A 13,693-nucleotide genomic window follows, 5' to 3' on the forward strand; every position below is an offset into this window, starting at 1 on the left:
ACCCCGGAGGGGATTCCATGAAGACGAAACTTCTGCTCATCGTCCTGGCACTGTTCGTGACGACGGCCTGCTCCGGGGAGCCACCCGCGACGGTCACCGTCACCCCGCCGTCCTCGGCGTCGAAAGCGCCCGCCGGGCCGGACGCCAAGACCGTCGCCTGGCTCGACGGGATGTGCGGCGCGATATACGGCTACATGAAGGCTTCCAACGATTACGCGAGCAAGCAGCGATCGGGGACCGAAGTGACCCGCAACGCGCTGAAGGAAGAACTCGGGATCCGCGCGGGCTTCGCGGGCAAGGCCGTCGACGAACTGACCGCGCTGCCCCCGTCGCCGATTCCCGGCGGCGACACGGTGCGGAAGTCCCTTGTGGACCAGTACACCGCCGCGAGGGACGCGGCGAACACGGGCAAGCAGCGGTTGGAGAAGTCCGGGAACAGCGCGGCCATGGACGCGGCCATCCAGGCGATGGACGCCACGCAGAAGCCGATCACGGAAACCCCCGACCTCATGCCCGCGCTCAAAATCGACACGCAGGACCTGATGGCCGCCGCCGCGGAGGCCAAGAAGTGCGCGGCTCCGCACTAAGGCGTCGTGAAGCCGGGCGGCATCACCATCGGCCGCCCGGTGTTCAAACCCCCGTCGACGAGGACGGAAGTCCCGGTCAGGTAGCCGAAATCCGGTGACGCCAAAGCGAGAACGGCCGAAGCGATGTCCGCCGCCTCGCCCATCCTCGGCAGGCCATGGACGTTCAACGGTCCCCAAGCCTTCTTGAACCGTGCCCACGCATCGTCCGGAATGCCCGGCGGCCGCACCAGCCGCGTGTCGATCGTCCCCGGCTCGATCGACAGCACCCGGATCCCCTTCGCCCCGTAATCCAGCGCGGCCGCACGCACGAGCCCCTGCACGGCGCGTTTGCTCGACGTGTAGGCGGCGTGCCCTGGCCTGGTCTGGTCGGCCTGCGCCGAAGCGGTGCAGACGATCACCCCACCGCCCGCCTTCAGCAGATGCGGCACCTCGTGTTTGATCGAGAGGAACACGCCCCGCGCGTTGGTGCGCTGCACGTCCTCCCATTCGTCGACGGAGATCTCGTGCAGCGGTTTGCCGAGGTGGATCCCGGCGTTGTTGAACGCGATGTCGAGCCTGCCGTACCGGCGGACGGCACCGTCCACAAAGGCCTGAACCTGTTCGGGAACCCGGACGTCCGCCCGGAAGTAGGTCGCCTCCCCTCCCGCGCGGCGGATCTCCCGCTCGACCTCACGGCCGAGTTCTTCCCGCCTGCCGCAGAAGCCGACCCTGGCTCCGGCCGCGGCGAAGGCGACGGCCGCCGCACGGCCGATCCCCGACGTCGCCCCGGTGACGATCACGACCTTGCCCGCGAACCGCCGCCGGTCTTCCCCCGCGGTGGCGGTGTTCGCGGCCAGCATCGCGACACCGGCCGCCGCCGCACCCCCGAGCACCGCACGCCTGCCCACTGCTTCGCCCACAGTTTCCTCCAGATGGATAGTCTCACTTTCCAAAACAGAAAGTAGAACTATCCATCTGAGAGAACTCTCAAGAATCGATCTCCGGCGTGATCCCGCCCGCCGCGGCCAGCGCGCGATGCAGCGCGAGTTCCGCCGTCGGCCCTTCGGCGAGGACGATCCCGGTGCACGACCGCTGATCCGCGAGATGCCGGATCTCGTCGCCAGGGCTCGCCGTCGGATACCACTCCGGCGCACCGGGCAGCGCGGGCAACCTGCCGAGCCCCGACCAGCCCTTCAGCACGCCCTCCACGGCCGGATACGCCAGGACGAACCCGATCCCCGGGCCTCCCCCGATCTTGCGGGTGAGCAGGGCGGGTTCCTCGCCCAGCGCCATGGCGATCATCGCGGAGTAGACGTTGGTGCCCAGCGACCGGCACAACGCCTCGCCGAGCATCGCCCCGCCGATCCGGATGTTGATCTCGACGACCTCCGGGCCGTCTGCGGTGAGCACGAACTCGGTGTGCGCGAATCCCTGCTCGTGTCCGGCCGCCTTGAGCACCCGGCCGATCCAGTCGGCCAACTCGGCGTACTCGGCCTCGGGGAAGGCCACCGGGAACGCCGCCGCTTCCTCCCGCCGGACGGGTTCCGGCGAAAGCTGGCGGGAGAGGATCCCGAGCAGCCGGGTCCTTCCCTGCCAGGTGACGGTTTCCGCGCTGTAGAGCGGTCCGGCGAAATACGGTTCGGCGATCGGATGCCCCTTGAGCGGCGTTTCCTTCGCCTCCAGCCTCGCCCGGTCGAGTTCGGCCTGATCGCGGACGAGCCACACCCCACGGGACGACGTTCCCGAAGAGTCCTTGACCACCAACGGAAATCCGAGCTCTTCGGCGACCATGACGGGTACCGGCCTGCCGCGGGAGAGCCCGTGTTCGTACAGCAGATCACGCACCGCACCCTTGTCCCGCAGCACCCGGACGGCGGCCGCGTCCGGACCGGGCAGGCCGAGCCGGGCGGTGAGTTCCGCGCCCGGCAGCGCCCAGGTGTCCGTCGAGTTGATGATCCCGGCGAGGTCCGGGATGGCGCGCAACGCGGTTTCGCAGGCCTCGATGTCGGTGGTGTCGATGTCGACGACCTCGACCCTGTCCGGCCCCAGCGTGCCGAGTTCGTAGCGGTAGATGTCGCGGTTTCCGGTGAACAGCACCAGCTTCCGCCCGGACTCCGCCGCCGCGTCGGCCAGCCTGCCCAGGCCGAAGGTGAGTGCTTCCAACAGGACGACGGTCACGACGCCCGCTCCTTCCGGTACAACGGCAGTGAGGGTTTCCCGAAGCGGCGCCGCCGCCAGTCCATGGCCGCCCACGGCAGGGCGAGGTCGTCCAGCGACGCGATCTCACGCGGCGCGAGCGTAGCCGGGTCGACGGCCTCCCGATGCCGGGAGAAAACCCTTGCCGTATACCGATGTCCGGTGTCGGCACCGATCACGACATGCGTCCGGTCGGGGTTCCGCGCCGCCTCCCAGCCCGCGACGAGGTACGCGGCCCCGGTGGACAGCCCGGCGAACACGGCGTGCTCGCGCATCAGGCCGACGGTCGCGGCCATGGCGTGCACGAAGTCCAGCCAGTGGATCCGGTCGTACAGCTCGTGGTCGACGTTGTCGAACGGGATGGCCGAGCCGATCCCCGCGATGATCGCGTCCGGATCGGTGAACCGTTCGCTGCCGAAGGTGACACTGCCGAAAGGCTGGACGCCGGTCAGCCGGACGTCCGGATCGCGTTCGCGCAACGAGCGCGCGATCCCTCCGGTCGACGCGCCGGTGCCCACGCTGCCGACGACGGTGAGCGGCCCGGACGGCAGGACGCGGGCGACGAGGTCGGCGACCTCGGCATACCCCAGGTAGTGCACGGGATCGTGGTACTGGCGCATCCAGTGCATGTCCGGATGCCGGTCCAGCAGTTCGCGCACGCGCGCGACCCGGCGCCGCTGGTCGAGGCGGAGGTCGTCCGACGGCGGCATCTGATCCACCGTCGCACCGAGGATCTCCAGCTGCGAACGCATCGTGAGGTCGACGGTGGTGGACGCGACGATATGGCAGCGCAGGCCGTAGCGGTGACAGGCCATCGCCAGCGCGAGCGCGTAGATCCCGCTGGAGCTGTCGATCAGCGTCTGTCCCTTTCGGACGGTTCCGTCGGCGAGCAGCGACCGGACCGCGCCGAGTGCGGCGTAGACCTTCAGTGTTTCGAAGCGGATCAGCACGACGTTCGGTTCGAGCCGGATCAGCGACGGCGTCTTGATCGCGTCGGTGACGTGTTCGTGGACCAGCGCGGTCATCGCGGTCACCGGCCGATCGAGCGCAGGTACGCGGCCAGCGACTCGGCGCCCGCGGCGTTACGCGGGCCGCTCACGAGATCGCCGTAGGAGATCACGTGGAACCGGTTGTCGCGCACGGCGGGGGTGTTCTTCAGCTGTGGCGAGGATTTCACGAACGCGATCTTGTCCTGCGCGGGCCGGTCGGCGTAATCCACGACGACGATCACCTCGGGTTCGGCCTTCACCACCGCTTCCCAGCCCACACTTCCCCAGCCGTCCTGCAGCTCGCGGAAGACGTTCGTCCCGCCCGCGGCCTCGATGATGTCGTTGGGAGCGGCGTGTTTCCCGGCGGTGAAGGGCTGATCGGTGCCGGAGTCGTAGACGAACACCTTGGCGGGCGGCGATTTCGGCGCTCCGGCGCGGACCTTGTCGAAGCGCCCCTTGAGTTCGGCGACCAGGTCGTCGGCCCGCTGACGGACGCCGAAGATGTCACCGAGGTTGCGCAGGTCGGTGTAGAGCGCTTCGAGCGGCGTCACCTCCGACTTCGCGGTGGGGTACTCCCAGCAGGTCTCGGTGTGCAGGTAGCTGCGGATGCCGACCTGCTCCAGCAGTTTCGGCGTGATGCCGCGTTCCTCGCTGAACCCGGAGTTCCAGCCCGCGATCACCCAGTCCGCCTTGGCGTTCACCAGGATCTCGCGGGTGACCCGCGAGGTGCCGAGCCGTTCGACCTTGGCGTAGTCGTCCTTCCACGGCGAACCGGCGATCGACGGGTCGCCGAGCGAATTCATCACGTAGCCGCGCATCCGGCCGGCGAGCCCGAGCGCGAACAGCTTCTCGGCACCGGAAACGTCGTAGGCCACCGGACGTTGCGGCGCCGGGAAGGTGACCTGCGCACCGCAGTTGGTCACCGTGGCCTGTGCCTGCGCGGTCGGCCCTGCCTCGACCTGGGCACCGCAGGCGCTCAGGAGCAGTGCCGCGGCGAAGAGCGCGGTCACCCTGGACGGCTTCATCGTGAGATCCCCTCGGTTTCGTCGGCGGGAAGGTCGTAGAGCAGTTGGAGGGCGCCGGTCACGGGATGGGTCACCTGGGTGACCTCGACGCCGAAGACGGCGTGGACCGTTTCCGGCGTGAGCACTTCGGACGGCGTGCCGCAGGCGGCGAGCGATCCGGCGCGCAGCAACGCGATCCGGTGACAGACGGCGGAGGCGAGGTTGAGATCGTGCAGCGCGACGAGCACGGTGAGCCCGCAGCCACGCAGGAACTTCAGCAGCTCCACCTGGTGACGGACGTCGAGATGATTGGTCGGCTCGTCGAGGACCAGCACCTCCGGTTCCTGGACGAGCGCCCTCGCCACCAGGACCCGCTGCCGTTCGCCGCCCGAAAGCGTCAGCACACCGCGCTGCGCGAGATGGGTGATGTCCATGCGCCGCAACGCTTCCCGGCACAGCGCGCGTTCACGGGCCGAAAGCCGGAGGTTGCCGCGCTGATGCGGCGAACGGCCGAGCGCGACGACCTCTTCGACGGTGAAGTCGAGATCCGCCCGGCTGTCCTGGGTGAGCGCGGCGATCCGGCGGGCGGTGTCGCGCAGACCCTGCTCCGCGATGTCGGTCCCGTCGAGCAGGACCGCGCCGCCGGACGGGGCCAGCGCGCGATAGACACAGCGCAACGCCGTCGACTTGCCGCTGCCGTTGGGGCCGAGCAGGCCGACGACCTCGCCCGCGCCGACGTCCAAACGCAGTTCGCGGATCAACGTCGTCCCGGCCACCTCGACGGAAAGTTCGCGCAACGACAGCATCAGCGACCTCCGAACGTGTAGCCGCGGCGCCGCATCACGACGAGGAACACCGGCACGCCGATCAACGCGGTGATCACGCCGAGCGGCAGTTCCTCGGGGGCGACGAGCGTGCGGGCCAGCAGATCGACCCACACCAGGAAGACGGCGCCCACCAGCGGCGCGAGCGCCAGCACCCGGCGGTGCCCCGAACCGGCGATCATCCGCACCACATGCGGCAGGACCAGCCCGACGAAGCCGATCGAACCGCTGACCGCCACGAGCAACCCGGTGACCACCGCGGTGAGCAGGAAGAGCCAGCGGCGCAAGGCGGCCGCGTCGGTACCGAGGCTCATCGCGGTCTCGTCGCCCATGGACAGGACGTCGAGCGCGGTGCCGTAGCGCAGCAGGACCACGACCGCGACGGCCACGCCGAGCGCGGCCAGCGGCAGGGACGCCCACGTCGCCGAGCCGAGGCTGCCGAGCAGCCAGAACAGCACGGTCTGGGCGGCCTGGCCGTTCGGCGAGAGGTAGACGAGCACGCTCATCACAGCCTGGAAGGCATACGTGAGCGCGACCCCGGTGAGCACGAGCCGCAACGGCGTCAGCCCGAATTTGCTCCGGGCGGCCAGATACACCAGCGCGGTCGCGCCGAGCGCGCCGAGGAACGCGGCCGTCGACAGCGCCAGCACGCCGAGCCCGGCGAACAGGCCGAACACGACCACGGCGGCGGCGCCGACCGAGGCACCCGAGGAGATCCCCAGCACGAACGGATCGGCGAGGGCGTTGCGGACCAGCGCCTGCACGGCCACCCCGACCACCGCGAGCCCGGCGCCGACCACGGCCGCCAGCAGCACCCGCGGCGTGCGGACCTGCCAGACGATCGAGTACCCGGTGACCTCGTCGCCGGTGATGGTGCCGCCGGTGATCGCCTTTCCCAGGTAGCGCAGGACATCCGCGAGCGCGACGGTGGTCGGGCCGAGTGCGATGCCCGCGATCAGCGAGAGCACGAGGGCTGCCGAGAGCAGGAGCACCGGGCCGGTGAGCCGGAGCGGGCGTGAGGTCTCGTCTTCCGGTTCCGCGAAGAGGCGGAGCGGTTCAGGCACGTTCACCACGCACGATCAGGCGGCGCGCGTGGTTGTCGTACGGCGAGCCGTCGAAGTCGCCGAAGCATTCGACGCCGGTGAAGCCCGCGGTCTCGAACAGCGCCTTCAGTTCCGCGGCGCTGTACAAGAAGGAGCGGATCGACGCCCGCTTCGCCTCGCCGCCGCGCACCAGGGTCCATTCGGTTTCGAGGCGGGTCCAGTCGTCGAGGATGGTGTCGCGCATGAACACCGTCCCGCCGTCGACGTCGACCGCCTTCGGCCGCCCGACCCAGCCGGCCAGCACCTCCTTGCCGAGCACGTCGACCAGCAGCCTGCCGCCGGGCGCGAGGCTGGCGTAGGCGTTTCGCAGCACAGTGAGGTTGTCACCGGGCTCGGTGAAGTAGCCGAACGACGTGTACATGTTGATGATCAGGTCGTACGCGCCGGGCTCGGTGTACTCGAGCATGTCGGCCTGGATCAGCTTCGCGGCGACTCCCGCGTTTTCGCAGGCCTCGCGCGCGCGTTCGAGCATCGCCGGGCTGAGGTCGACGCCGGTCACGTCGGCACCCCTCCTGGCGAGCGGGACGACGTGGATCGCCGGGCCGCAGGCCAGGTCGAGCACCTTCGCGCCGTCTGCGACTTCGAGCAGCGGTGACGTGGCCGTCAGGCGTTCGGCCTCTTCGGCCCGGCTGGGCGGGAACATCACGTCCGCGAAGCCGACCCACAGGTCGTCGTCCTCGTACCAGTGCATCTCTCTCCGCTCGCCGGGCCGCACGATTCAGCCCCACAAGTCGTCGAAAGGTCGTCTTCGGTTCCCGGCGTCGCCGCCTTTCTCGTGGAGTGATCACTGGTTACCGTCGCGGTATGACTCTCGTACCGACGGTCGATCTGAGCAGCTGGCACGACGGCGACCGCGCGAAGCTCGCGCACACCGTCGACGAGGCGTTGACGCGGGTGGGGTTCCTGCAGGTCGTCGGGCACGGCATCCCGCGGACGACGATCGACGCCATGTGCGAAGCGACGGCGGCCTTCTTCGCGCTCCCTGTCGAGGAGAAGCTCCGTTCCGCGCCCGCCGACCGCGCCTCGGATCGCGGGTACGCGGCCGAAGGCACCGAAGGGCTGGCGTACAGCCTCGGCGAGACGACGCCGCCCGACCTGTCGGAATCGTTCGTCATCGGCGCGGAGCACATCGACGGCGAAGACCCGTACGGCTTCTTCGTCCCCAACATCTGGCCTGAGCTGCCCGAGACCCTGCGTCCCGCGCTCACCGAGTACGCCGACGAAGCCCACCGCGTCGCGCGCGTGCTGCTGGACATCTTCGAGACGGCGCTCGGCCTTCCCGACGGCTACCTCGGCGCGTACACCCGGCATCCGACACGCACCTTGCGGGTGAATCACTTCGAGCGCCGCGCCGGAGCACCCGAACCCTTGCCCGGGCAGATGCGGCTCGGCGCGCACACCGACTACGGCATCGTCACCGTGCTCTACGCCGATCCTGTCCCCGGCCTGCAGATCCACGGCCCCGACGGCGCCTGGCACGACGTGATCCCCGCCGAAGACGCGCTCGTCGTGAACCTCGGGGACCTCACCGCGCAGTGGACGAACGACCGCTGGCGTTCGACGCTGCACCGGGTCGTGCCGCCGTCCGGGCCGGGACCGTCACGACGGCGCAGCGTGGCCTTCTTCTTCGACGGCGATCACGACGCCCGGTTCGAATGCCTCCCGACCTGCCAGTCCCCCGGGAACCCGCCGAAGTATCCGCCGGTCCTCGGCGGCGCGCACCTCTACGCCAAGATCACCGGCGGGCGAACCCTGGAACCGGCCGACGCGATGAACACGGCGGCCGACCGCGGTTGAGGGAGAATTCGTGGCGAACGGTGTCCGGTCCTGTCCGGCGGCTTCGACGTCCCCGGCAGAAGGCACCGGAAGGGTGCCGGCCGAGAGGAGACAACCGTGAAGTACATGATCATGATGTTCGGGTCGCAGAAGGACCTCGCCGACATCGGGGGCACCTGGAGCGCCGACGAGGTCAAGGCCCTGCACGAGTTCATGGGCAAGTGGAACAACGACCTGGTCGAATCCGGTGAGTTCGTCGACGCGCAGGGCCTCTCCCAGCCTGCGCACGCCCGCCGCGTCTCCCTGCGCGACGGCGCCCCCGTGGTCACGGACGGGCCGTATGCCGAGACGCAGGAGGTCCTGGTCGGGTACACGACCGTCGACTGCGCGAGCTACGACCGCGCGACCGAGATCGCGGCCCAGCTGGCGAACACCCCGCATCCGGAGGGCAGCGACCTCGGCCGCGACTGGTACGTCGACATCCGGCCGTGCGCCGACAGCTTCGAAGAGCTGGAGCTCTAGGTGCCGGACAGCGGCGTCGAAGACCTGCTGCGCGAGCTTTCGCCGCAGGTCCTCGGCGCCGTCGTCCGCCGCTACGGTCACTTCGACCTGGCGGAGGACGCGACCCAGGAGGCGCTTCTCGCCGCCGCGACGCGATGGCCGGCCGAAGGGCGGCCCGACGATCCGCGCGCGTGGCTCATCACCGTCGCCTCACGGCGGCTGACCGATCTGCTCCGCGCCGAACAGGCGCGGCGTCGTCGCGAGGACACCGTCTTCCAGTGGAGGTTGCCGGAAGAGCACGTCACGTCCGCGGACGACACGCTCGTCCTGCTCTTCCTGTGCTGCCACCCGTCTCTCTCGCCCGCGTCGCAGATCGCGCTGACGCTGCGGGCGGTCGGCGGTCTCACGACGGCGGAGATCGCGCGCGCGTTCCTGGTCCCCGAGGCGACGATGACCCGGCGGATCAGCCGCGCGAAGGCGGGTATCAAGGCGAGCGGCGTCCCGTTCGCGCTGCCGACGGGACCGGGACGGCTCGACGCGGTGCTCCATGTGCTGTACCTGATCTTCAACGAGGGTTACGCCAGCACGTCCGGCCCCGATCTGGTGCGGAGCGATCTTTCCGCCGAAGCCATCCGGCTGGCGAGGATCGTCCACCGGCTGGTGCCGGACGACGGCGAGGCCACCGGCCTGCTCGCGCTGATGCTGCTCACCGACGCGCGCCGTCCGGCGAGGACGGGGCCGGACGGCGCGCCGATCCCGATGTCCGAACAGGACCGGGGCCGGTGGAACGCCGGGTACGTCGCCGAGGGCATCGCGCTGCTGTCCGAAGCGCTGCCGAACGGGCCGACCGGGCAGTTCCAGATCCAAGCGGCGATCGCCGCGCTGCACGACGAGGCGCCGAGCGCCGAGGAGACCGACTGGCCGCAGATCGAGGCGCTGTACGAAGTCCTGCTGCGGCTCTCCGACAATCCCGTGGTGGCGCTCAATCACGCCGTGGCCGTCGGGATGGCCCGCGGGCCACGAGAAGGGTTGGCGGCGTTGGAAGAACTCGGCGACCGGATCTCCGGCGACCATCGGTTCCACGCCGCCCGCGCGCATCTGCTCGAGATGACCGGGGACACCGCCGAAGCCATCGAGTCCTATGTGGACGCCGCGCGGCTGGCGACCGGCCTGCCACACCAGCGTTATCTCCACGCTCGCGCCGAACGCCTGCGCTGACGCCGTTCGGCACCCGCTCACGAGCGGGTGCCGAACGGAGTGATTCAGCAGGTGAGCAGAAGTCCGGTGATCGCCGTGCAGGTCGCCGACGCGGTGTCGTTGGCCGCGTTCGGATCGGCGACGGAACTCTGCGTGATCTTCGCGGTCGTCTTGACCGGTCCGATGCTCAACAGCCCCGCGGCCACCGAGAACTTCGCCGTCGCACTGGCTCCGGACGCGAGCGACGAGAAGTCACAATTGACGACCTTGGTGCCGCTCGGGTTCGAGCAGGCCGGCGAGCCGGTGAAACGCAGCCCGTTGCCGAGGGTCGACACCACCCGGATCCCGGACGCCGCGCCCGGGCCCGCGTTCGTGACCTTGACCGTGTAGTCGATCGACGAGGTCAGGATCCCGCGCGGGGACGCGGTCAGCGTGACCCCGAGATCGGCCGCGGTGGTGCCGCCGGTGATGGTCAGGACGGGACCGTCGAAGGTCTCGAAACTGTAGTTCTCGCCGAGGAACTGGTGCCGCAGGGTCACCGGGCCGAGCGGGGCGGTGTCCTTGATGCGCAGGGTGAACGTCACCTTGCGGCTGTCGCCGGGAGCCACGTCCCCGACGCCGCCGCGAATGCTGACGACATGCGAACTGCAGCTGAGCGCGCCGGGACACGAGACGACCTCGGCGATCTCGGTGAGCGGGATTTCGGCGGCGTACAGCGTCGCCGCGCCGCCTTCGATCGCCGCGTCCGTCAGCGCGTTGTACAGCGAATGCTCGACGGTGAACGTCTGTCCACGTTGGACGGTAGTCGGGGAGACCACCACCGAACTGGTGGGCGTCTCCGCGTAGGCGGGAGCCGGCACGGCGAGCGCGATCGTGGCCGCGGCGGCTGCAAGAGACAGAAGTGTGGTTCTTCGAAGCTTCATCGGATCTCACATTCCCGGGGTCAGGAGCGTCGCGCCGATCGGAGCGGACAACGATCAGTCGCCCAGGAACGGACATTCGTTACCGGTGTTTCCCGCCAGGTGGCCTGACGCGCTCACCCGCACGGAGTAGCCTCACCGCGGAGCGCGGGGAGCAGGTTCGCCTCCTCGTAGGCGAAGTGCTCCTCAAGTCCACTCACGACCCGGTCGAACTTCTCGCGCACACTGCCGGGATCTCCCTCGCCCTGAAGCAACGCGTCGAGATCGAGCAGCGCGCGGGACACGGTTTCGTGTTCCTGACGCAACCGCTTCAGCGCCGGCGCGAGCCCGGGATGGGCCTTCTCGATCGCGGTGAAAGCGCCGTCCTCGCGGAGATGGTGCATGCGCAGGTCGTTGCAGAAGGTCACGCAATGGCCGAGCAGTTCGCGCCGCAGGCCCGACCGGTCCGCGACCGGCCCGCCGTCGAGTTCGGCCCGCGCGGCCGCCAAGGTCTTCCTGAGTTCGCCGTGATGAACGAGCAGCTGATCGGCGATCGCACGGCCACGGGCGGCATCGACTTCCAGCAGGTGCAACGCGAACCCGCGTTCCCCGCCTTCGAGGGGCACGGCACGCGCGGCATGGGGCATCCCGTCGATCTCGAGTGTCGCTTGTGGACTGGCGAGAAGGTCGCGATACCAAGGCGAAGCGTCGTCGGGCGCGTACACCAGATACCGGCTTCCGGATGGACGGCAAGCGACGCGAGTGGTGCGAGGACGCCCCGATTCGGCGTCCGCGGTGGTCATCAGCAACGGAACTCCCCAGGTAGCATCAGGACGAAAGCTATTTTGCTTTGCAAACAAAGCCTCTTTGTTCGCAAAGGTATCCAGGAGGGTGGCCGGTGTCAACCGAGGACATGGAAGTCGACGACGCCGTGCGGGCCTTGCTGCTGCTCATGCCGCGGATGGTCGGGCGGGCGAAGCGGATCAAGATCCCCGAAGAACTCCAGTCGCTGTCACTGGCGCCGCGGCACCTGTCGCTGTTGTCGTACCTGCTCTTCGACGGACCGATGACGGTGAACGAACTGGCCGAACGGCTCGAGGTCGCCCCGACCACGGTGAGCCTGATGGTCGGCGAACTGAGCAAGAAGCACGTGCTCGACCGGCGTGAGGACGAAGCAGACCGGCGTCGCCGGATCGTCGCCATCACCGAACGGATGCGGCCCGCGATCGACGGCTGGCTCGCGCAGGGTGCCCGCGCCTGGCAGAAGGCGCTCGCGCCGCTGAGCCCGGCCGAGCGCCGGACGTTCATCGACACGTTGCGCGCGTACGAAGACGGACTGACCGACTAGGAGGACCGATGCGCTACCTGCTCATGCTCGGCGGAACCGTCGGCGACGAAGGGCTCGACACCGACATCACCGAACCCTGCCGCGCCTGGTCCGGGGAATTGACGCGGCGCGGCCTGCGCGTCGAAGGGATGGGCCTGCACCCGCCCGAGTCGGCGACGACCGTCCGCGTCCGGGGAGGCGAGGCACTGCTCACCGACGGTCCCTTCGCCGAGACGAAGGAGCAGATCGGCGGCATCGCCATCCTCGAATGCGAGAGCCGCGGACAAGCCCTCGAAGCGGCGAAGACCCACCCGTGGGCCGCGATCGGAACTATCGAAGTGCGCGAACTGCTTTAGGCGATCCGCACGGTGACCTGATTGTCGGCATAGGTGTAGGCCACGTATTCGAATTCGACACCGGTGCGCTCGACGTATTCCAGCCACGCCCGGTGCTCGTGCCGCTGCCAGCCGGGGTAATTGAAGAACTCGTCGAAGTGCACGATACTGCCGGCCCGCAGACGTGGCCCCACCAGGTCGAGCACCGTTTTCGCCGAGCTGTACAGATCACCGTCCACATGCAGGAAATCGACGACGCCCTCATGCCGCTCGAGAAAGCCGGGAAGCGTGTCGGCGAAAAGGCCGACGACGAGTTCGGCGCCGGGGACGTCCGGCAGGTCGTCGCGCGCGAACGAACCGGCGGGCATGCCATTGAGCCAGTTCTCCGGCAGGCCCTGGAACCAGTCGAACCCGTAGGTCTCGACGCCGCCACGGGCCTTGGCGATCACGCGCAGCGTGTTCCCGCTCGCGACGCCGAATTCGAGGGCCATTCCCCCTGACGGGGCAAGGGAAAGCGCGTACGCGAGAGTCTCCTGTGGACGGGCGAAGTGTTTGGTCCCGGTCAGGTGCTCGCGGGCGAACCGGTTGCTGTCGCGGGCCGCGTCCTGATCGCCCGCGTAGATGATGTCGCGACGGCTCCGGATTTCGAACTCGACGATCCGGTCGAAACAGCGGTCCCCCTGCCGGACGATCTCCGCCCGCAATTCCGCGGCGATCCGTTCCAGTTCCGCCGTATAGGGATCATGGAATCGCCGGGCGAGCCGGTGCAGGCCCCGGCCGAACGTTCCGCGGGCCGAACGGCCCAAGGTCTTCAGGGCTGAATGGGGTACCAGGTGACGCATTCCGGGACGATACACCAGCACCGTTCGAGTGAACGGGACCAGAACATCCCGCGCCCCGGTTTCGTTGCGGTAACCGAGGGGTCCGCTCCTAGCATCGCGTTCGCCGCCGGTACCCGGGTACCGGCACGAGAAAA

Annotated in this window: 16 protein-coding genes; 6 read left to right on the forward strand and 10 right to left on the reverse strand. The window is 69.2% G+C overall.

Going from position 1 to position 13,693, the window contains the following annotated elements:
• The first annotated feature begins 17 nt into the window (after window positions 1–17).
• Window positions 18–587, forward strand: coding sequence for a hypothetical protein (locus tag AB8M46_RS04215; protein ID WP_394359589.1), 570 nt, complete (start codon window positions 18–20; stop codon window positions 585–587).
• On the opposite strand, the gene AB8M46_RS04220 is transcribed toward AB8M46_RS04215, so the two are convergent.
• The 7 genes from AB8M46_RS04220 to AB8M46_RS04250 form a co-directional block, all read right to left on the reverse strand.
• Window positions 584–1,486, reverse strand: a complete 903-nt coding sequence (locus AB8M46_RS04220; RefSeq protein WP_394359590.1) for an SDR family NAD(P)-dependent oxidoreductase — start codon at window positions 1,484–1,486, stop codon at window positions 584–586. The two genes, AB8M46_RS04215 and AB8M46_RS04220, sit on opposite strands and share 4 nt — an antisense overlap.
• A gap of 67 nt (window positions 1,487–1,553) precedes the next feature.
• Window positions 1,554–2,744, reverse strand: a complete 1,191-nt coding sequence (locus tag AB8M46_RS04225) for an ATP-grasp domain-containing protein (RefSeq protein WP_394359591.1) — start codon at window positions 2,742–2,744, stop codon at window positions 1,554–1,556.
• The gene (locus tag AB8M46_RS04230) at window positions 2,741–3,796 is read right to left on the reverse strand and encodes a cysteine synthase family protein (RefSeq protein WP_394359592.1); all 1,056 of its coding nucleotides are present in this window, start codon (window positions 3,794–3,796) and stop codon (window positions 2,741–2,743) included. The genes AB8M46_RS04225 and AB8M46_RS04230 overlap by 4 nt, the downstream gene beginning before the upstream one ends.
• Window positions 3,793–4,776: an ABC transporter substrate-binding protein gene (locus AB8M46_RS04235; RefSeq protein ID WP_394359593.1), complete on the reverse strand. Its 984-nt coding sequence runs from the start codon at window positions 4,774–4,776 to the stop codon at window positions 3,793–3,795. Before AB8M46_RS04235 ends, AB8M46_RS04230 begins: the two co-directional genes overlap by 4 nt.
• Entirely contained in the window at window positions 4,773–5,561 is a 789-nt protein-coding gene (locus tag AB8M46_RS04240) for an ABC transporter ATP-binding protein (protein WP_081975875.1), read from the reverse strand. The genes AB8M46_RS04235 and AB8M46_RS04240 overlap by 4 nt, the downstream gene beginning before the upstream one ends.
• Complete coding sequence (locus AB8M46_RS04245) at window positions 5,561–6,652, reverse strand: iron ABC transporter permease (RefSeq protein ID WP_037341276.1); 1,092 nt, start codon at window positions 6,650–6,652, stop codon at window positions 5,561–5,563. The genes AB8M46_RS04240 and AB8M46_RS04245 overlap by 1 nt, the downstream gene beginning before the upstream one ends.
• Complete coding sequence (locus tag AB8M46_RS04250) at window positions 6,636–7,373, reverse strand: class I SAM-dependent methyltransferase (protein WP_394359594.1); 738 nt, start codon at window positions 7,371–7,373, stop codon at window positions 6,636–6,638. The genes AB8M46_RS04245 and AB8M46_RS04250 overlap by 17 nt, the downstream gene beginning before the upstream one ends.
• A gap of 113 nt (window positions 7,374–7,486) precedes the next feature.
• On the opposite strand from AB8M46_RS04250, the gene AB8M46_RS04255 reads away from it, so the two are divergent.
• The 3 genes from AB8M46_RS04255 to AB8M46_RS04265 all read left to right on the forward strand — a co-directional run bounded on the left by AB8M46_RS04255 (window position 7,487) and on the right by AB8M46_RS04265 (window position 10,177).
• The gene (locus AB8M46_RS04255) at window positions 7,487–8,479 is read left to right on the forward strand and encodes an isopenicillin N synthase family dioxygenase (RefSeq protein ID WP_394359595.1); all 993 of its coding nucleotides are present in this window, start codon (window positions 7,487–7,489) and stop codon (window positions 8,477–8,479) included.
• A 105-nt stretch (window positions 8,480–8,584) separates the two neighbouring features.
• Window positions 8,585–8,980 carry a YciI family protein gene (locus AB8M46_RS04260; RefSeq protein ID WP_235213365.1) on the forward strand — a complete coding sequence of 132 codons (396 nt, stop codon included), beginning with the start codon at window positions 8,585–8,587 and terminating at the stop codon, window positions 8,978–8,980.
• Window positions 8,981–10,177, forward strand: a complete 1,197-nt coding sequence (locus AB8M46_RS04265; protein WP_394359596.1) for an RNA polymerase sigma factor — start codon at window positions 8,981–8,983, stop codon at window positions 10,175–10,177. It abuts the gene before it with no gap.
• 44 nt (window positions 10,178–10,221) lie between these two features.
• On the opposite strand, the gene AB8M46_RS04270 is transcribed toward AB8M46_RS04265, so the two are convergent.
• Together AB8M46_RS04270 and AB8M46_RS04275 are read right to left on the reverse strand one after the other, a co-directional pair.
• Entirely contained in the window at window positions 10,222–11,079 is an 858-nt protein-coding gene (locus AB8M46_RS04270; protein ID WP_394359597.1) for a DUF11 domain-containing protein, read from the reverse strand.
• A 113-nt stretch (window positions 11,080–11,192) separates the two neighbouring features.
• Complete coding sequence (locus tag AB8M46_RS04275; protein WP_394359598.1) at window positions 11,193–11,858, reverse strand: nitroreductase/quinone reductase family protein; 666 nt, start codon at window positions 11,856–11,858, stop codon at window positions 11,193–11,195.
• 110 nt (window positions 11,859–11,968) lie between these two features.
• Here AB8M46_RS04275 and AB8M46_RS04280 point away from each other — a divergent pair, with 110 nt between their 5' ends.
• Complete coding sequence (locus AB8M46_RS04280; RefSeq protein WP_378425344.1) at window positions 11,969–12,403, forward strand: MarR family winged helix-turn-helix transcriptional regulator; 435 nt, start codon at window positions 11,969–11,971, stop codon at window positions 12,401–12,403.
• Between the two features lie 8 nt (window positions 12,404–12,411).
• Window positions 12,412–12,738, forward strand: coding sequence for a YciI family protein (locus tag AB8M46_RS04285; protein ID WP_394359599.1), 327 nt, complete (start codon window positions 12,412–12,414; stop codon window positions 12,736–12,738).
• Here AB8M46_RS04285 and AB8M46_RS04290 read toward each other — a convergent pair.
• Entirely contained in the window at window positions 12,735–13,559 is an 825-nt protein-coding gene (locus AB8M46_RS04290; RefSeq protein ID WP_378425319.1) for a class I SAM-dependent methyltransferase, read from the reverse strand. The two genes, AB8M46_RS04285 and AB8M46_RS04290, sit on opposite strands and share 4 nt — an antisense overlap.
• Window positions 13,560–13,693: the final 134 nt, after the last annotated feature.

It is taken from the genome of Amycolatopsis sp. SB7-3, assembly GCF_041021335.1.
GTDB lineage: Bacteria > Actinomycetota > Actinomycetes > Mycobacteriales > Pseudonocardiaceae > Amycolatopsis > Amycolatopsis japonica.